This is a genomic window from Streptomyces yokosukanensis, from assembly GCF_001514035.1.
Taxonomy (GTDB): domain Bacteria; phylum Actinomycetota; class Actinomycetes; order Streptomycetales; family Streptomycetaceae; genus Streptomyces; species Streptomyces yokosukanensis.
Window position 1 is genome coordinate 348,406 of the sequence record NZ_KQ948215.1, and the last position, 16,914, is coordinate 365,319.

General features: G+C 73.4%; 18 protein-coding genes and 2 pseudogenes. 11 read left to right on the forward strand and 9 right to left on the reverse strand.

The window, feature by feature from the left end:
* Window positions 1-4 precede the first annotated feature (4 nt).
* Both AQI95_RS25855 and AQI95_RS49165 read right to left on the reverse strand, forming a co-directional pair.
* The gene (locus tag AQI95_RS25855) at window positions 5-1,426 is read right to left on the reverse strand and encodes an amidase (protein ID WP_067128439.1); all 1,422 of its coding nucleotides are present in this window, start codon (window positions 1,424-1,426) and stop codon (window positions 5-7) included.
* Window positions 1,427-1,527: 101 nt separating this feature from the next.
* Window positions 1,528-3,441: a Glu/Leu/Phe/Val dehydrogenase dimerization domain-containing protein gene (locus AQI95_RS49165; RefSeq protein ID WP_067128442.1), complete on the reverse strand. Its 1,914-nt coding sequence runs from the start codon at window positions 3,439-3,441 to the stop codon at window positions 1,528-1,530.
* 112 nt (window positions 3,442-3,553) lie between these two features.
* On the opposite strand from AQI95_RS49165, the gene AQI95_RS25865 reads away from it, so the two are divergent.
* On the forward strand, window positions 3,554-4,012 hold the full coding sequence (locus AQI95_RS25865) for an Lrp/AsnC family transcriptional regulator (protein ID WP_067128445.1): 459 nt from the start codon (window positions 3,554-3,556) through the stop codon (window positions 4,010-4,012).
* A gap of 60 nt (window positions 4,013-4,072) precedes the next feature.
* Window positions 4,073-4,288: pseudogene (locus AQI95_RS45215) on the forward strand (ArsR/SmtB family transcription factor); the annotation flags it as partial.
* A gap of 66 nt (window positions 4,289-4,354) precedes the next feature.
* Here AQI95_RS45215 and AQI95_RS25870 read toward each other — a convergent pair.
* Window positions 4,355-4,918 (reverse strand): NAD(P)H-dependent oxidoreductase, encoded by a 564-nt coding sequence (locus tag AQI95_RS25870; protein WP_067128447.1) that lies wholly within the window; start codon window positions 4,916-4,918, stop codon window positions 4,355-4,357.
* A gap of 99 nt (window positions 4,919-5,017) precedes the next feature.
* Between AQI95_RS25870 and AQI95_RS25875 the strand changes: the two genes are divergently transcribed.
* Window positions 5,018-5,734: a TetR/AcrR family transcriptional regulator gene (locus AQI95_RS25875; RefSeq protein ID WP_208614257.1), complete on the forward strand. Its 717-nt coding sequence runs from the start codon at window positions 5,018-5,020 to the stop codon at window positions 5,732-5,734.
* A gap of 7 nt (window positions 5,735-5,741) precedes the next feature.
* Here AQI95_RS25875 and AQI95_RS25880 read toward each other — a convergent pair whose 3' ends face one another.
* Together AQI95_RS25880 and AQI95_RS25885 are read right to left on the reverse strand one after the other, a co-directional pair.
* A complete protein-coding gene (locus AQI95_RS25880; RefSeq protein WP_067128450.1) occupies window positions 5,742-6,899 on the reverse strand; it encodes an FAD-dependent oxidoreductase in 1,158 nt (385 codons plus the stop codon).
* Between the two features lie 17 nt (window positions 6,900-6,916).
* Entirely contained in the window at window positions 6,917-7,579 is a 663-nt protein-coding gene (locus AQI95_RS25885; RefSeq protein WP_067128453.1) for a TetR/AcrR family transcriptional regulator, read from the reverse strand.
* Window positions 7,580-7,715: 136 nt separating this feature from the next.
* Here AQI95_RS25885 and AQI95_RS25890 point away from each other — a divergent pair, with 136 nt between their 5' ends.
* Window positions 7,716-8,729: a LacI family DNA-binding transcriptional regulator gene (locus tag AQI95_RS25890; RefSeq protein WP_208614258.1), complete on the forward strand. Its 1,014-nt coding sequence runs from the start codon at window positions 7,716-7,718 to the stop codon at window positions 8,727-8,729.
* Between the two features lie 45 nt (window positions 8,730-8,774).
* Here the strand turns inward: AQI95_RS25890 and trxA are convergent, their stop codons facing one another.
* A complete protein-coding gene (gene trxA, locus AQI95_RS25895) occupies window positions 8,775-9,167 on the reverse strand; it encodes a thioredoxin (RefSeq protein ID WP_067128459.1) in 393 nt (130 codons plus the stop codon).
* 142 nt (window positions 9,168-9,309) lie between these two features.
* On the opposite strand from trxA, the gene AQI95_RS25900 reads away from it, so the two are divergent.
* On the forward strand, window positions 9,310-10,740 hold the full coding sequence (locus AQI95_RS25900) for a dihydrolipoyl dehydrogenase family protein (protein WP_067128461.1): 1,431 nt from the start codon (window positions 9,310-9,312) through the stop codon (window positions 10,738-10,740).
* Window positions 10,741-10,748: 8 nt separating this feature from the next.
* On the opposite strand, the gene AQI95_RS25905 is transcribed toward AQI95_RS25900, so the two are convergent.
* The gene (locus AQI95_RS25905; RefSeq protein WP_067128462.1) at window positions 10,749-11,393 is read right to left on the reverse strand and encodes a peptide deformylase; all 645 of its coding nucleotides are present in this window, start codon (window positions 11,391-11,393) and stop codon (window positions 10,749-10,751) included.
* 14 nt (window positions 11,394-11,407) lie between these two features.
* Between AQI95_RS25905 and AQI95_RS47445 the strand changes: the two are divergent.
* The 3 genes and pseudogenes from AQI95_RS47445 to AQI95_RS25920 form a co-directional block, all read left to right on the forward strand.
* A pseudogene (locus AQI95_RS47445) lies at window positions 11,408-11,803 on the forward strand (PepSY domain-containing protein); the annotation flags it as partial.
* Window positions 11,804-11,988: 185 nt separating this feature from the next.
* Window positions 11,989-12,435, forward strand: coding sequence for a BlaI/MecI/CopY family transcriptional regulator (locus AQI95_RS25915; protein ID WP_067128471.1), 447 nt, complete (start codon window positions 11,989-11,991; stop codon window positions 12,433-12,435).
* Between the two features lie 6 nt (window positions 12,436-12,441).
* Window positions 12,442-13,425 carry a M56 family metallopeptidase gene (locus AQI95_RS25920; protein ID WP_067128473.1) on the forward strand — a complete coding sequence of 328 codons (984 nt, stop codon included), beginning with the start codon at window positions 12,442-12,444 and terminating at the stop codon, window positions 13,423-13,425.
* 103 nt (window positions 13,426-13,528) lie between these two features.
* Here the strand turns inward: AQI95_RS25920 and AQI95_RS25925 are convergent, their stop codons facing one another.
* Entirely contained in the window at window positions 13,529-13,906 is a 378-nt protein-coding gene (locus AQI95_RS25925) for a tetratricopeptide repeat protein (protein WP_244188849.1), read from the reverse strand.
* A 244-nt stretch (window positions 13,907-14,150) separates the two neighbouring features.
* Here AQI95_RS25925 and AQI95_RS25930 point away from each other — a divergent pair, with 244 nt between their 5' ends.
* Window positions 14,151-14,765 (forward strand): RNA polymerase sigma factor, encoded by a 615-nt coding sequence (locus AQI95_RS25930; RefSeq protein WP_079071466.1) that lies wholly within the window; start codon window positions 14,151-14,153, stop codon window positions 14,763-14,765.
* 32 nt (window positions 14,766-14,797) lie between these two features.
* Complete coding sequence (locus AQI95_RS25935; protein ID WP_067128620.1) at window positions 14,798-15,088, forward strand: hypothetical protein; 291 nt, start codon at window positions 14,798-14,800, stop codon at window positions 15,086-15,088.
* Between the two features lie 56 nt (window positions 15,089-15,144).
* On the opposite strand, the gene AQI95_RS25940 is transcribed toward AQI95_RS25935, so the two are convergent.
* Complete coding sequence (locus AQI95_RS25940; RefSeq protein WP_067128476.1) at window positions 15,145-16,572, reverse strand: MFS transporter; 1,428 nt, start codon at window positions 16,570-16,572, stop codon at window positions 15,145-15,147.
* 60 nt (window positions 16,573-16,632) lie between these two features.
* On the opposite strand from AQI95_RS25940, the gene AQI95_RS47450 reads away from it, so the two are divergent.
* Window positions 16,633-16,902: a hypothetical protein gene (locus tag AQI95_RS47450; protein ID WP_159056583.1), complete on the forward strand. Its 270-nt coding sequence runs from the start codon at window positions 16,633-16,635 to the stop codon at window positions 16,900-16,902.
* Window positions 16,903-16,914 lie beyond the last annotated feature (12 nt).

The window sequence follows — 16,914 nt, forward strand, 5'->3', positions numbered from 1 at the left end:
CCCGTCAGGCGGCCCGCGGCGCCGAGGCGGGCTCCGGCGGCCACCGTTCGTGCCAGCGCAGCTCCGCCTCCAACTGGGCGGCGACGGACACCAGCAGCGGTTCGCTGTCGGCGGGCCCGAGCAGCTGGGCGCCCACCGGCAGACCGCCCCCGGCGAATCCGGCGGGCACGTTCAGCCCCGGCCAGCCCAGCACGTTCCACGGCCAGGCGTAGGGGCAGGCGGCGATCATCGCGCGGTCCGTGGCCAGCCCGCGCAGCCGGTACAGGGCGCCGATCCGGGGCGGGGGAGCGGCCGTCGTGGGCGCGAGGATCATGTCGTAACGCGCCAGGAACCGGCCGATCCGCCGGTGCAGGACGGCCTCCGCGCGCCGGGCCGCCCGCAGCGGGGGCCCGCCGAGCAGGCGGCCGAGCCGGGCCGCGTCCCGGGTGCGCGGATCCAGCAGCGCCGGGTCGGGCGCCTCGCGGACCCGCTCGGCGATCCCGGCCGTGGCACGCGGCACGAAGGTCAGTCCGATCTGCCCGTACGGCGGATCGGCCTCCTCGACGTCGTGCCCCAACGCGGCCAGTTTCGCGGCCAGTTCGACGACCCTGGCGCGGATCTCCGGATGCAGCCGGGCCGGTACGGCGGTGAACGGCGGCTTGAGGGACAGGGCGATGCGCAGCCGCCCCGGGTCGCGGCCGACCGCGTCCGCCACCGTCAGCGCGGGCGGCCGGTGCGGGTCCCGGGCGTGGTTGCCGCTCGCCGCGTCCAGCAGCAGGGCCGCGTCGGCGACCGTCCGGGCGAGCGTGCCGTTGACCGTGATGCCCTGGAAGGACTCTCCGTGCGGCCAGGTCGATATCCGGCCGCGCTGCGGCTTGATGCCGATCAGTCCGGTCCAGGACGCCGGGATGCGCACCGAGCCGGCGCCGTCGGAGCCGAGCGCGGCAGGGACGAGCCCGGCGGCGACGGCGGCGGCCGAGCCCCCGGACGAACCCCCGGGCGTGTGCCCGGGGTGCCAGGGATTGCGGGTGTCCCCGAACGCCGGCCCCTCGGTGAACGGCCACTGCCCCAGCTCGCACGTGTTCGTCTTGCCGACGATCACCGCGCCGGCCGCGCGCAGCCGCCGTACCGCCTCCCCGTCCTCGGCGACCGGCGGGAACGCGCCCGGACAGCCGAAGGCGGTCGGCTCCCCGGCCACGTCCATGTCGTCCTTCACCGCCACCGGCACCCCGAGCAGCGGGCGCCGCGCACCGGATGCCAACTCCCGGTCGGCGGCGTCCGCTTCGGCGATCGCGGCCTCGGCCCGCACGATCCGGAAGGCGTTCAGCGTCCCCTGCGTCGCCTCGATCCGGGCCAGTGCGCCCTCCACCAGCGCCCGGGAGGTCACCTCCCCTTCGGCGAGCGCACGCCGGGTCTCCACCAGGCCGGCGGCACGGTCGGGCGTCATGGGCGAGCACCTCCGGGAGGCTCCGGGAACGACGTCTACCGAACGGTAATGTCAGAATCCGGTGGCCGTACGGGTTTCGCCCCGATGCCTTCGGCGGCGGCTCACGGTTTGACCGCGACGACGATGTGCTGCCCGCGCGGCCCTTCGGCGCTGTGCCGGACGTCCAGCCCGAGGTCCTGGCACCAGTCGACGATGCGGGCGGGGCCGAGGCGGAGCTTGGGGTAGGCGCTGACCCGGAGGTCCCATGCCGTACCGGCGCGGGTGTGGATCAGGTCGTGGACCATGACCGTGTCGTCGTCCACGTACTCCAGGGCGCAGGTCATGATCCGGTCCTCGGTGGCGCGCACCGGCAGAAAGCGGTCGGTGCCCGTGCGGGGGAGCGTCAGGTCCCGGTGGCTGAGGACCAGTTGACCGCCGGGGGCGAGGCACCGGGCAGCGTCCGCGAGCATCGCGGCCACGTCCGAGGCGCTCGGCAGATGGGTCAGGGTGTCGCCCATGCACACCACGGCGGCCAGGGACGACGGCTCGGCGTGTGCCGTCAGCGCCGTACGGATGTCGGCGTGGACGGGGCGGATGGCCGAGGCGTGCCCGGCGCCCTTGGCGAGGTCGGTGAGTTCGGCGAGCAGCGGCTCGCTGGTGTCGACGGCCAGGACGGGTGAGAAGCCGAGCGAGGCCAGGGCGAGGCTCTGCGGTCCGGGCCCGCAGCCGAGGTCGGCGGCGCGCGTCCCCGCGGCGCCGGGACGGACGCCGAGTTCGCCCAGAAGGCGCGCCTGCCCCTCGGCGACGGCGGTCATGTCGCCGCCGAGCATCCAGGTGTAGTGCTCGGCGAGAAGGTGCTCGTAGTGATCGATGGCAGTGGTCATGGTTCCACCGTCTCCTAAGAGTTGAAGCGGGGCCTGTGCTTTTCGGTGAACGGGGCGCGATGTGCCGGCCGGGGAACGGCAGGGAAGGGCCAGGGTCCCCGGGAGCTGCGCTCGCGGCCGGTCGGACGCCGCGTGCAGCCGCCGGCGGGCCGTCTCGGCGGCGGCCTGCGCGGGTGTGACACCCTCGCGTTCCGCGGTGCCGAGCAGCTCTGTGACGGTCCTCTCGACGGCGAGGACCCGTGCGCGGGCTTCGTCGGGTCCGGCCCGGTGCAGCTCGGTGCTGACGGCGTGCACGACTCCGCCCGCGCCGGCGACGTAGTCGGGCACCCAGACGATGTCGTGACGCCGCATCAGATCGGCGACGTCCGGCGTGGCCAGCTGGTTGTTCGCCGGTCCCACGACGGCACGGCAGCGAAGGCGCGGCACCGCCTCCCGGGTGAGCAGCGAGCCGAGCGCCGCCGGTACGAGGATGTCGACGTCGTCGCCGAGGATCTCCCGAGGGCCGCGCCAGACCGCGCCGAGCGCGTCGGCCGCGGCCCGCCGCCCGGGATCGATGTCGGTGACCGTCAGTGCGGCTCCCTCGGCCGCCAGCAGCCGCGCGAGATGGCCGCCGACCCGGCCGAGACCGACCACGGCGAGGCGGCGCCCGGCCAGGACGGGCGTGCCGTACAGGTGTCGGCACACGGCGCGCAGCGCGGCGAGCGTGCCCAGGGCGGTGTGCGGCGAGGAGTCGCCGCTTCCGCCCGACCCCTCGGGCCGGCAGAACACATACGGGGTGCTCTCACCGATGACGGCCATGTCGTCCGGACCGGTTCCGACGTCCGGCCCGGTGGCGTACGCCCCGTCCAGCGAGGCGATGACGTCGGCCACGTCCCTGAGCACGGCACGCCTGCGGTCCGGAGCCAGGCGCGTGCCCTCGGGCAGCGCGACCACCGTCTTCCCGCCGCCGCTGGGCAGTCCGGCGACGGCCATCTTCAGGGTCATGCCGGCCGACAGCCGCAGCGCGTCGGTGAGACCGTCGCGCCAGTGCGGGTAGTGCCAGAGCCTGAGTCCGCCGGCCGCCGGGCCGAGCGCGGTGGAGTGAACGGCCGAAATCACCGGCAGACCGGACCGGCGACCGACGCGGATGACCACCTGTTCGTGATCGAGCACCGACGCGACCTCCTTTTCGTTCGTACGGGATGCGACGTCACCCTCGCGCAGATGAATCGTCGACGGGTGCTGTGCCGAACGAATGGTTGAAAGAGGGGTACCGTCTGCGCCCATGGACGAACTTGATTCGGAGATCGTGCGGCTTCTGCAGTCGGATGCGCGGCAGTCGAACCGTGAGCTCGCCCGGAAGCTCGGGGTGGCGCCCTCGACCTGTCTGGAGCGGGTCCGGGCCCTCACCCGGCGGGGCGCGATCCGCGGCTATCACGCCGACATCGATCCCGCCGCCCTCAACCGCGCTGTCCAGGCCCTGGTCTCGGTCCAGGTGCGCCCGCTCAACCGCGCCGTGATCGACACGTTCAAGGGCTTCGCCGCCGGGCTGCCGGAGGTCCTCCACGTCTTCGTGCTCTCCGGTGGCGACGACTTCCTGCTCCACGTCGCCGTACAGGATCTGGACCGGCTGCACGCCTTCCTCGTCGACCGGCTCAGCAAGCGCGCCGAGATCACCGGGTTCCGCACCTCGATGATCTTCCAGCAGGTCAGCAACACCACGCCCGTCGCGCTGCCTTCCTGATCCGTGCTCCCGCGTGCCGCAGCAGGCCGAGCCCCGTCAGCAGCGCGACCAGCGCGCACACCCCGGACCACCCTGCTGCGGCTGCTCGCGGAACCCCTGCCCACGGTCGAGCTCGCCCGCCGGCTCGGTGTGACACCGAGCGCCGTCTCCCAGCACCTGGGCGTGCTGGCCGCCACGGGCCTGGTCACCCGCGTCCGGGACGGCCGGCGCGTCCTGTACCGCCGCAGCGCACTGGCCGAACAGCTGACGGCGGCTGACCGGGGCGCGCGCACGTGAAGTCGACCGGGCCTGCGGATGCGCGAAGGGGCCGGACGGATCCGGCCCCTTCGTGGTGCGTACGGCTCAGGCGGCCGCGGTGTCGCCCACGTTGCCGTGCAGCCGGGCGACGACCTCGGTCAGCTGGGCGGCGACCTCGGCGTCGTCGACCGGGTGGGTCTCGGCGAAGCGGGTCAGCGAGCCCGGGATGGACAGCTTGATGTCCTCGATCACCTTGCCGCCGGCGATGCCCACGGCCTTGCGGGCCTCGTCCTGCGCCCACACGCCGCCGTACTGGCCGAAGGCGGTACCGACCACGGCGACCGGCTTGCCGCCGAAGGCGCCGGAGCCGTACGGACGGGACAGCCAGTCGATGGCGTTCTTCAGGACGGCCGGGATGGTGCCGTTGTACTCGGGGGAGAAGAGCAGGAACGCGTCGGCGCCCTGCGCGGCCTCACGCAGCTTCGCGGCGGCGGCCGGAACGCTGCCCTCGACGTCGATGTCCTCGTTGTAGAAGGGGACGTCGGCCAGGCCCTCGAACAGCACGACCTCGGAGCCCTCGGGAGCGACCTTGACGGCCGCCTCGGCGAGCTGGCGGTTGTGCGAACCGGCGCGCAGGCTGCCGACGAGTGCGAGGATGCGAACAGACATGGGAACTCCAAGAGGCTGAAACATCGCTGTCACGATCCGGACCGGGGTCCGTTTGCGTTTCTATCACTTCAAACGGACCGCGGTCCAGTTTTGTTCCCGGTGCTTTACGCTGTCTTCATGTCCCGCGCCCTGCCCCCCTTCCCGTCGCCGCAAGAGCCCTTCGACGTGCCCGAACTGCTCGAGGTGGGCCCGGCGCCCGAGGAGGCGTGCCTGCGTGCCGACGCGGCGCGCAACCGGGCTCGGTTGCTGGAGGCCGCCGCCCGGCTGATCGCGGAGCACGGGGTGGCCGCAGTCACCATGGAGGCGGTGGCGGCGGCGGCCCAGGTGGGCAAGGGCACCGTGTTCCGTCGCTTCGGCGACCGCACCGGACTGCTGATGGCCCTGCTCGACCACTCGGACCGCATGCTGCAGGCCGACTTCCTGGCCGGGCCCCCGCCGCTCGGACCCGGAGCGCCGCCCCTGGACCGCCTGCGGGCCTTCGGCGTGGCGGTGCTGTACCGCTATGCCGAGAAGCTCGACCTCCTGCTGGCCGCCCAGACGGAACCCACCCGCAGGCTCTCCCACCCGGCCGTCAGCGCGCTGCGGACGCACATGACGGTCCTGCTGCGGCAGATCGTGCCGGACGCCGACTGCGAACTGCTGGCCCAGACCCTGCTCGCCTCCCTCGACCCGGCAGTGATCCACCACCAGACCCGGCGGTGCGGGATGCCCATGGAGCGCTTGGAGGCGGGCTGGATCGACCTGGTGGCCCGGGTGGCCGGAACCCCGCCGCCCCAGCCGCTCCGGTCGCCCGAGCCGCCCCGGCCGTCCCGCTGAGCGCCGGTCAGCCGCCGGTCCGGGGCTGCGGGCCCGCGAACATGTCCAGCAGCCCCTGCGGCGCGTCCGCGCGGAACAGCAGCTCCGAGTTCCGCGCCGACTCCGCGGCGGACACCTCGGCGCGCCGGAACATCCGGTCCTCGTAGGCGGCGAGCGCCGCCTCGGTGTCCCCGGGACGCGCGGCCAGCGCGAGGCCGAGTTCGGCGCCGTCGAGCAGCGCCAGATTGGCGCCCTCGCCCGCGAACGGCGACATCAGATGGGCCGCGTCCCCGAGCAGTGTCACCCCGGGCACCCGGTCCCAGCGATGCCCGACCGGAAGGGCGTGGATGTGCCGGGGCACGAGCGCTCCGTCCGCGTCGGCGACCAGCGCCCGCAGGCTCTCGTGCCAGTCGTCGAACTCCTTCAGCACGGCCGCCTTCGCCGCCCGCGGGTCGCCGAAGTCGATGCCGTCGAGCCACTCCTCGGGCGCCTCGACGGCCGCGTACGTGTGCAGACTGCCGTCGGTCTCGCGGTGGGCGAGGAAGCCCCGGCCCGCGCCCAGCGCGAACAGCATCCCGCCGCCGACGACCGCCGCGCTCGCCGGATGGCGCACATCCGCCTGGAGCAGGTCGGCCTCGACGAAGGAGACGCCCGTGTACGAGGGTTCGGCGCGCGAGAGCAGCGGCCGGATCCGGGACCAGGCGCCGTCCGCGCCGACCAGCAGGTCCGTGGTGAACGCGGTGCCGTCCGCGAGCGTCACCTCGTGTCGGCCGCCGCCCAGCGGGCGGGCGCCCGTGACCTTGGCGCCCCAGCGGACCGTGCCCTCGGGCAGGGAGCCGAGCAGCAGCGCGCGCAGGTCACCTCGGTCGATCTCGGGCCGGCCACGGGATTCGTCGTCGTCCTCGGTGTGCCGGACGTCGGCAAACCGGTCCAGGACCCTCGTGGCCTGGCCGCCGGGATGGACGCGCTCCAGGAAATCCCGGTGCAGTCCGGCGGCCCGCAGCGCCTCCTGGCCGGAGTCGTCGTGGATGTCGAGCATGCCTCCCTGGGTCCGGGCGTCGGCCGAGGGGTCGAGGTCGAACAGGGCTGCCTGCATGCCGTGCACATGCAGGACGCGGGCGAGCGTGAGCCCGCCGAGACCGGCGCCGACGACGGCGACCGGGTGGTGGACGGAGCTGGTGGTCATGGGGGCCTCCTGGGCGGTCAGTCGGGTACGGCGGTGTGCTCGATGCCGTCGATCAGGGTCCGCAGGGCCCACGACAGGCGGGCCTCGGGGGTGCCGGAGACCAGGACGTCGGCGCTCGCGGCGATGTGCGGATGGGTGCCGGCCGGCGCCTCGCGCAGGGCGCGCGACACCGCCTGCCACTCGTCCGGGGATTCCTGCCCGGCGTGCTCGGCGGCGGTCGCGGTGGCGTGCTGCAGCAGCAGATCGACGCCCCACGCCGCCTGCGCGCGCGGCACCGCGCCCGAGTGGAGCAGGTCCAGCAGGGTCTCGATCAGGCGCAGATAGTGCGGCCCGCTCGGCCGCGCGGTCAGCGCCGAGCGGGCGAGGCCCGGATACTCCAGGAGCATCGCGGTGTAGCCGCCCAGCACCGCCTCCAGCCGCTGCCGCCAGTCGCCCTCGGCCGGCGCGGGCGGCACCGTGCCGAGCAGCTCGTCCAGGACGGCCGCGTGCAGTTCGTCGGTGTTGCGGACGTAGACGTACAGCGAGGCCGGACCGGTGTCGAGCTCCTGGGCCAGCCGTCGCATGGTCACCTTGCGCAGTCCTTCCGCGCGCAGGATCGCGACGGCGGCGCCGACGATGCCCTCGCGGGTCAGGGCCGGCTTGGCGGGACGCTCACGACGGGAGCGGGGGGAAGCGGTCATGGCTCCACGGTAACGAACATGTTCGCCGCGAACAAGTTTGTGACGAACATGTCCGTAGAAATGCCGCCGCACCGGATTTCGTGCAAGGGTGAACCACGTGGCCCCGCCGCTTCCCGGCCCCCGCCCCTCTGCCAAGATGCGGTCTGTCATGGTGCAGATACCGAACACGCCCACGAGTGCCGATGTGGCCCGCCTGGCCGGCGTCTCGCGCGCGACCGTGTCCTACGTCCTCAACAACACCAGCGCCGTCCGGATCAGCGAACCGACGCGTCGGCGCGTGCACGAGGCGGCCCGGGAGCTGGGGTACGTCCCCCACGCCGCCGCCCGCAGCCTGCGCGCCGGACACAGCCGCATGGTCCTCATGCCCGCCCCGGCGATCCCGGTGGGCCCCCTCTACAGCGGATTCCTCAACGAGCTGCAGTGGGCGCTCGGGCGGCTCGACTACACCGTCGTGCAGTACGGCACCGTCGGCCTCCAGGGCGATGAAGCCGCCCGTGCCTGGGCGGAGTTGCGGCCGGTCGCCGTCCTGGTGCCCGGGGCGGACCTCGGGCCGCAGGGCGTCGGTGTCCTCAAGCGCTCCGGCGCCCGGGCCGTCGTCACCCTCGGCCCCGGAAGTGTCGACGGCGCGCACGCCCTGCTCATGGACCACGACGCCGTCGGCCACTGCGCGGGCGCCCATCTGTACGCCCGGGGCCGGCGCCGGATCGGTGTCGTGGTGCCCGAGGAGTCCGGACTGGAGGCCTACTCCCGGCCCCGGCTCGCCGGAGTGCTCCAGGCGCTGCGCGGCACGGACGCCACCGTGACGGAACTGCCGCTCGCGTACACCGAGGAGTCCGCCGCCCGACTCGCCGTGCGCTGGCGGGAGTCGGGGCTGGACGCGGTGTTCGCCTACAACGACGAGTACGCCATGCTGCTGATGCGCGCCCTGCAGGACGAGGGGGTACGCGTCCCCGAGGACGTGGCCCTGATCGGCGCCGACGACCTGATGCTCGGCCGGCTGCTGCGCCCCCGTCTCAGCACGGTCCACATCGATCTGCCCTCGGGTCGCGACCTGGCCGAACTGGTCGACCGTGCGGTGCGCGACCCGAGCGGTGAACCGGAGGTGCACAAGGTGCTGGGCGCCTCGGTGGTGCGGCGCGAGTCCAGCTGAACCCCGTCCGCACGCGGCGACGGGGCGCCGGACCCGCCGCGGGTCCTACTGGGCGGTGCCCTCCTGGGCCTGCTGAGCCTGCTGCGCCGCGATGCTCTTGCGGACCTCGTCCATGTCCAGCTTCCTGGCCTGCCCGATGAGGTCGGTCAGCGCGGGCTCCGGCAGGGCGCCCGGCTGGGCGAAGACGGCGACCTTGTCCCGGACGATCATCAGCGTCGGGATCGACTGGATGTCGAAGGCCGCGGCCAGCTCGGGCTGCGCCTCGGTGTCCACCTTGGCGAAGAGCAGGTCGGGGTTGTCCGCGGCAGCCTTCTCGTAGACCGGCGCGAACTGCCGGCACGGCCCGCACCAGGCAGCCCAGAAGTCGATGAGAACGAAGCCGTTCTCGGCGACCGTCTGGTCGAAGTTGTCCTTGGTCAGCTCCACGGTGCTGCTCATGGCGTGAGTCCCTCTTCCTGGTGTGGGGGTGTGCCGACGGCGGAAACACGGCTGTCGGACCGCCTATTCCACACGTGCACGTCTGTCGTTCCGCGCGCGTACCCATGTGGCCGTGGCGCACACCACCCACCAGACTGACCCCATGACGGAAACGGAATCCATCGCGTACGACGTCGTGGTGCTCGGGGCCGGTCCCGTGGGGGAGAACGTCGCCGACCGCACCCGTGCGGCCGGTCTCACCACTGCGATCGTCGAGAGCGAACTGGTCGGCGGAGAGTGCTCGTACTGGGCGTGCATGCCCAGCAAGGCCCTGCTCCGGCCGGTGATCGCCCAGGCGGACGCCCGCCGCCTGCCCGGCCTCGCCCAGGCGGCCCAAGGACCCCTCGACACCCCCGCCGTCCTCGCCCGCCGGGACACGTTCACCTCGCACTGGAAGGACGACGGCCAGGTCGCCTGGGTGAACGGCATCGGCGCCGACCTGTACCGCGGCCACGGACGGCTCGCCGGCCCCCGTACGGTCACCGTGACCGCCGCCGACGGCACGGTCACCACCCTCACCGCCCGGCACGCCGTCGCGGTGGCCACCGGCACCCGCGCCCAGCTGCCCGACCTGCCCGGCCTCGCCGAGGTGAAGCCCTGGACCAGCCGCGAGGCCACGAGTGCCGAGGCCGCCCCGGGCCGCCTGATCGTCGTCGGCGGCGGTGTCGTCGCCACCGAGATGGCCACCGCCTGGCAGGCTCTCGGCTCCCGCGTCACCCTGCTGGTCCGCGGCAAGGGCCTGCTGAACCGCATGGAGCCGTTCGCCGGGGAACTGGTCGCCGAGGCGCTCGGCGAGGCGGGTGTCGACGTCCGCACCGGCACCTCCCTGGAGTCCGTGACCCGTGAGAACGGCGCGGTCGTGGCGGTCACCGCCGCCGGTGACCGCATCGAGGCCGACGAGATCCTCTTCGCCACCGGCCGTGTTCCGCACACCGACGACATCGGCCTCGACACGGTCGGCCTGGCACCCGGCTCCTGGCTGGACGCCGACGACACCCTGCGTGTCACCGGCACCGACTGGCTGTACGCGGTCGGCGACGTCAACCACCGCGCCCTCCTCACCCACCAGGGCAAGTACCAGGCCCGCATCGCCGGTGCCGCCATCGCCGCCCGCGCGGCCGGCGACCGCGTGCTGGACGAGCCCTGGAGCGCGCACGCGGCCACCGCCGACCACCACGCCGTACCCCAGGTCGTCTTCACCGACCCCGAGGCGGCCGCGGTCGGCCTCTCCCTCGCCGAGGCCGAACAGGCCGGCCACCGCGTCCGCGCCGTCGACGTCGAGTTCTCCTCCGTCGCGGGCGCCGGCCTGTACGGCGACGGCTACAAGGGCCGCGCCCGCATGGTGGTCGACCTGGAGGAGGAGATCCTGCGCGGCGTCACCTTCGTCGGCCCCGGCGTCGGCGAACTCATCCACTCCGCCACCGTCGCCGTCGCCGGCCGGGTCCCGGTCGGCCGACTGTGGCACGCGGTCCCGTCGTACCCGACGCTGAGCGAGGTGTGGCTGCGGCTGCTGGAGGCCTACCGCGACAACTGACCCGACGATTAAGGCAGTTCGAAGCCGAGGGCGTCGGCCGCCGCCTCGGCGGTGGGCCGGTTCCACAGCGCGGTGACCGCCTCGTTCGTGGACAGGGAGCGCAGCTCGGCGCGGTCCAGGTAGAGCGTGCCGTCCAGGTGGTCCGTCTCGTGCTGCACGATGCGGGCGGGCCACCCGGTGAACACCTCGTCCAGCGCGCGGCCCTGCTCGTCCTCGCCGCGCAGCCGCACCTCGGCGTGCCGGGCCACCACGGCCTGCCAGCCCGGCACGCTCAGGCAGCCCTCGAAGAACGCGGCACGCGCGGCGCCCACCGGCTCGTAGACCGGGTTGACCAGGACGCGGAACGGCTGCGGGACGCGGCCACGGGCCGCCGCGACCTCCTCGGCCACCGGCGCCGGATCCTCGATGACCGCGATCCGCAGCTCCACGCCGACCTGCGGTGCGGCAAGGCCCACACCGGGCGCGGCGTGCATGGTGGCGCGCAGGGCCTCGACGAAGCGGGCGAGCAGGGCGGGGCCCAGCTGGCCGTCGTACGGCTCGGTGCGGCGCCGCAGCACCGGCTGCCCGGCGGCGACGATGGGCAAGGGGCCGCCGGCGGCGAGGAGTTCCTCGACCCGCTCGGCGAGCGGAGCGTGATCACGGGGAGGGGCCATCGCGTCAGCATGCCATGCCACCCCCTCACTCCCTGTGGCACGCGTCACCAACACCCCGGGGAACTCAGCCGCTTCGCGGTCCGACCACTGGACCCCCAGCGCCCGCACACCGAGTCCCGCGGAGAAGCCTCCGCATGACCACCGCTCCCTCGACCGCCCAGGTCGCCGCCGTCCGCTCCCGCCGGCGCGCCCTGCGCAAGGTCCGCGGCGGCAGCGGCCGGCGCCGCACCCTCGGCCTGCACGGCACCGTCGCCAAGCTCACCCGCTGGGGCATCGATCTGCACACCGGCGTCCTGTTCGGGCTCGTCAACCAGATCGCCCTCGCCCTGCTCGCGCTCGCCCTGATCCTGCAGATCGTGTGGGGCTACCGCATGTGGTGGCAGCGCGGACGCGGCTCCGCCTTCGGCCGGCGCGGCCACGGAGAGCCCGCCGCTACGCCGTAGCGGCCGACGGACGCATCATGGGCATGTCGGACGTGAAGTAGCGTGGTGCGACTCGCCGGCGCCGAGGCGGTGAGTGAGCCGAAGGAGCGCACCGGAGGCGACGCGAGCCGGAGAGGCCGGAGCGGCCGGAGAAGGAAGAGGGAGACGGGGAGATGGCGCGGGAAGGCGGCCGGGCCCGGCGGCGCGGTCAGGGCGAGCTGGAGGGCCAGGTCCTCGCCGCGCTGCGCGACGCGGACGGGCCGGTCGACGCGGCCTGGGTGCGGCAGCGCCTCGGTGGCGACCTCGCTCACACCACGGTCGTCACCATCCTGACCCGGCTCCTCGCCAAGGACGTCGTCTCCCGCGAGCGCCACGGCCGCTCCTTCCTGTGGACGCCGACCGCCGACGTGGCCCGGCTCGCCGCGCTGCGCATGCGCCGCCTGCTGGACGGTGAACGGGACCGCGAGGCGGTCCTGGCCAGCTTCGTCACCGCCCTGCCACCCGGCGACGGGGAGTTGCTGCGTGCTCTGCTGGAGGCGGCGGACACCGCTCCGCCGGACGCCGAGGACACGGGAGAGGGCCGTACGACGGACACGGGGGACGGCGGTACGCAAGACTGACCGCCCATGGGGGTCTTCGCCTTCCTGCCACTGGTGCTCCCGCTGTCCGCCTGGCCGATCGCCCGGCTCGCCGAGACACGGCTGCATCCGCGTGCCGCGACCTTGCTGCTGACGGCGGTGGCGGTCGTCATGGCCGGGTGCAGCACCCTCTGCCTGGTCATGGTCGTCGGCACCGCCCGGCTGCCCGGCAACCCGCTGCCGGACGGCTGGTCCGACCCGCGGGTGCGGGCCGCCGTCCCGCACGACGAGATCGCCGGCCGGGCCGCGCTCGCCGCGCTCGTCCTGGTCGTGGCCGCCTGCGCCCGCACCCTGCTCCGGCACCGCCGGGTCACCCGCCGCGCCCGCCGGGCCCTCGGCCCTGTCGGCGGACCCCCGCTCTGCGGGCGGACGGCGGGTGGCCGACGACCGGACCCGGCCGCCCCGCCGGGCCCGAGGGTCGCGGTCCTGCCCGACAGCACGCCGTACGCCTACGCCCTGCCCGGCGGCCCGGGCCGGATCGTCGTCAGCACCGCGCTGCTGGCCGGGCTCGCTCCCGCCGAGCGGCGCGCCCTGTTCGCCCATGAGCGCGCCCATCTGGCCGCCCGCCACCACCGCCATCTGCTCGCCGTGCATCTCGCCGCCCGCGCCACCCCGTTCCTGGTGCCGCTGCGCGCCGCCGTCGTCTACACGGCCGAGCGCTGGGCCGACGAGGAGGCCGCCCGGACGGTCGGCGACCGGCGCACCGTCGCCCGCGCCATCGGCAGGGCGGCGCTGCTGAGCGCCGGTACCCCCGCGCCCACTCTCGCCGCGCTCGCGGCCACCGGCCCCGTGCCCCGCCGGGTGGCCGCGCTGCTGGCCCCGGCACCCGTGGCCCGTACCTGGCCCCCGGCCTTCACCGCGGTCGGCCTCGCGGCCTGGGGTGCCGCCGCCGGGGCACTGGTGTCGGCGATGGCGTCGGCGAACTCCGCCGTCACCCTGTTCCTGATCGTGCACACGACGGCCTCGCTGTGACGGGAGCTGAGACATGGCGTTCGCGGTACGACGGTACGGCCGTGCGCCTGAGACATGCCGAGGGCCCGGCTCCCTGCCGGGAACCGGGCCCTCGCCGGTCTGCTCACTCCTCGGGGAAGTCGCCCGACAGCGCCGAGGCGATCCGCAGATGCCGGTCCGCCTCCTCGTCCCGGGCCTGTCGCTGGAGCGTACGGCCCAGCAGCAGCCGGGCGTAGTGCTCCACCGGGTCACGCTCCACGATGACCCGCAACTCGGCCTCCGCGCGGCGCAGTTGGGCCGAGTGGTAGAGGGCGCGGGCCAGCAGCAGCCGGGGTCCGATCTGCTCCGGCACCTCCTCGACCAGCCCGGTCAGCACCCGCGCCGCGCCCGCGTAGTCCTTGGCTTCGAAGAACTGCTGCGCGCGCTCCCAGCGCTCGGCCGGCGTGCCGTGGTCGTAGTACGTGGGCTCCGGTCGGTACGTGGTCTGCACTTGAGTCTCCACTCTTGACCTCCTTCGGCAGCCACAACGGAACATGTTTGTTCAATATTCCACTAACCCTGGCGGGCTCCCTCGGACGACGGCGATCGCCTTGATCGCCTTGCCCTGAATCCTTTTCGGGTCTCCCCGCCTCTTGTTCCCGTACCGGCCGCAGGGGCCGGCGGATGTCGGGAGGAAACGTCATGGTCGTCGCCGTCGTCGTGATCGGAACGCTGAGCGTGCCGCCCTCCGGCATCGAGGAGGACTGATGAACCGACGTTTCCCCTGGCCGGACGAACGGCTGATCAAGGCCGCCCAGGACGGCGACCTCACCTCGCTCACCACCGTCGTCATGGCATCGCAGCCTCATGTGCGCAAGTTCGCCCGGTCGTTGTGCGCCTCGCCGCAGGACGCGGAGGACGCGGCGCAGGAGGCGCTGATCGTCCTCTACCGGAAGATCGGCACCCTGCGGGCCACCGGTGCGCTCGCCTCGTGGATGTTCCGGATCGTGCGCAACGAATGCCTCCGGCAGGTACGGCTGCTCGTCCCGGGAAGTGGTGAGGCGGCGGCCGCTCCGCAGGCGGGCGCGGAGCAGTCCGCCGAGGACGCGGTGCTGCGCAGGCTGGAGGTGGAGCGGATCGCGACCGCGGTCGGTGCGCTGCCCCGTGACCAGCGGCAGGTCCTGATCATGCGGGACGTCCAGGGTCTGCCCGGCGGTGTCGTCGCCCGTTCGCTCGGACTGAGCAACGCCGCGATGAAGTCGCGGCTGCACAGGGCCCGCGCCGCGTTGCGCCAGTCCTTGGCGCCGCAGGACCGGGCATCCGATCGACCGGCCGAGCCATCGGCCTCAGGAGCGGCCGACCCGTCGGCCGGAGGAGGGTGACGCCGGTGAACACCGTGAACGGCGTGAACAGCATGAACACCGTGAACATCGCGAACACCGAGCCGCCGACCTTCGCGAGCACGTCCGTCGCACGCCATCTGGTGCGCGGGGTCATCGGCTTCGGGCTGATCATCGGCTCGATCGCCCTGGTGCCGTTCGTCGGCCCGATCAGCCTGCTGGCGGCCCCGCCGGGCCTCGTCGCCCTGCGCGGGTGCCCCACCTGCTGGCTGATCGGCCTGGTCCGGACGGTCTCCCGCGGTCGCCTGCAACGTCGTTGTGCGGACGGCGTCTGCAGCGTGGCCGGGGCGGACCCGGCGCGGTAGCCGCCGTCAGGGGCGCCCTCGACGGAGCAGGCGGGGCGGCTGCGCGGCGGCCCGGGTCACGCCCGGACTTCCTCGACGGACGCGATCGCCCCGGGGGCCGTCGGGTCCGGCTCGACGGTGAGGTCGTGGCTGACGTCGTCGAGGGCGAGCCCGCGGGGCTCGCGGACCAGGAAGGTGGTCGCGATGCCGGCCAGGTAGCAGCAGGCGGCGATCAGCGTCACGATCCGGAGGCCGCCGTCGGCCAGGACGAGCGGCACGACGAGCGCGCCCGCGAAGGCGCCGACCTTCGCGATCCCGGAGGACAGGCCGTGGAAGGTGCTGCGGATCGCGGTCGGGTAGGACTCCGCGGCGAGCAGCATGGTCGTGTAGTTCGGCCCGAACATGCTCCCGAACAGGGACATCCCGAAGGTGACGGCGAACGGGACGACGGTTGTGCTGAGGCCGGGGACCACGGTGATGAGTGCCATCGTGAGGGCGCAGAGCCCGAACCCGACCGCCTGCTGTGTCCGTCGCCGTATCCGGTCGAGGGCGATCACACCGAAGACGCCGCCCACGAGGCTGAAGCAGACGACGAGCACGGCGTTCAGGGCGATGTTGGACACCGTGGTGGCGTCGGGAACGATGTTCTTGATGAGCAGCGGCTGGCTGACGTTGTTGCCGTAGACCGCGACGTTGTAGAAGAACCAGCTGCCCGCGGTTCCCGCGAGGGTGATCAGGACCCTCCGCTTCGACAGGGCTCCCCTCGACCCGCGGGACTGCGGCGCGGCTTCGGGTGTCGCGACCGCCGTGATCGGCTTCTGCGCGAAGGACTCGAAGTCCTTGACGGCTTGCGCGGGATCACCGCTGTGAGCCGTCCAGCGGGGGGATTCCGGCATGTGGCGCCGCTGGTGGAGCACCAGCAGGGAGGGGAGGACGCCGACACCGAGGATCAGGCGCCAGGCGATGTGGTCGGGGACTCCGACCGCCAGTACGAGAAGGCTGACGAGGTAGGCGGAGACCTGCCCGAAGACATAGAAGATGAAGGTGAGCCCGACGAGCTTGCCGCGGTTTCGCGTGTTGGCGTACTCCGTCATGATGACGCCGCTGGCCGGGTAGTCGCCGCCGATGCCGATGCCCAGGACGAGTCGCCCGACGAGCAGCACGGCGAAGTTCGGCGCGAGTGCCGAGACGAGAGCGCCGATGATCATCAGTATCGCTTCGAGTCCGTAGACGCGTCGGCGGCCCAGGAGGTCGCCGAGGCGTCCGAACGCCATGGCGCCGACGGCCACCGCGAGGAGGGTCGAGCTCGTCAGCATGGCGACCTGGCCGCTGCCCAGGTGGAACTCCGGTGTGATCAGGAGCGTCACGGTTCCGATGACGTTGAGGTCGTAGGAGTCGGTGAAGAAACCGGCACCTGCGGTCACGGCCGCCTTGAGATGGAAGACGCTGAGCTTGGCGTCGTCGAGCGATTTCGTGACGGTTGCGCGCGAGGGGTCGACGGTCACCCGTCCGCCTCCGAACTGGTTGTGCCGACGAGCGGGGCCCGCGTCGGCGGTGGGAAGGAAGTGAGCCGGATCCGGGAGGGCCGGACCTCGACGGGATTGCTGGACCGCGACCTCGTCGAGGGTACGTCCGGCACGGTCCTGACCGGACCTGTCATGACAGGTATCGTCAGCCGGGTGGTCGAACGCGTCAACGGTCTGGATGCGGCTTCGCCCAGAGTTTTCCGTCCGTTCATCGGTGCCGCCGCATCGCCGCGAATTGCCGCGTATTGCCGCACCTCAGCTCGTGCGGATGGCGAAGGGTTCGATGTCGACCAGGGATTTCGGGGGTGACAAAGGCTCTGT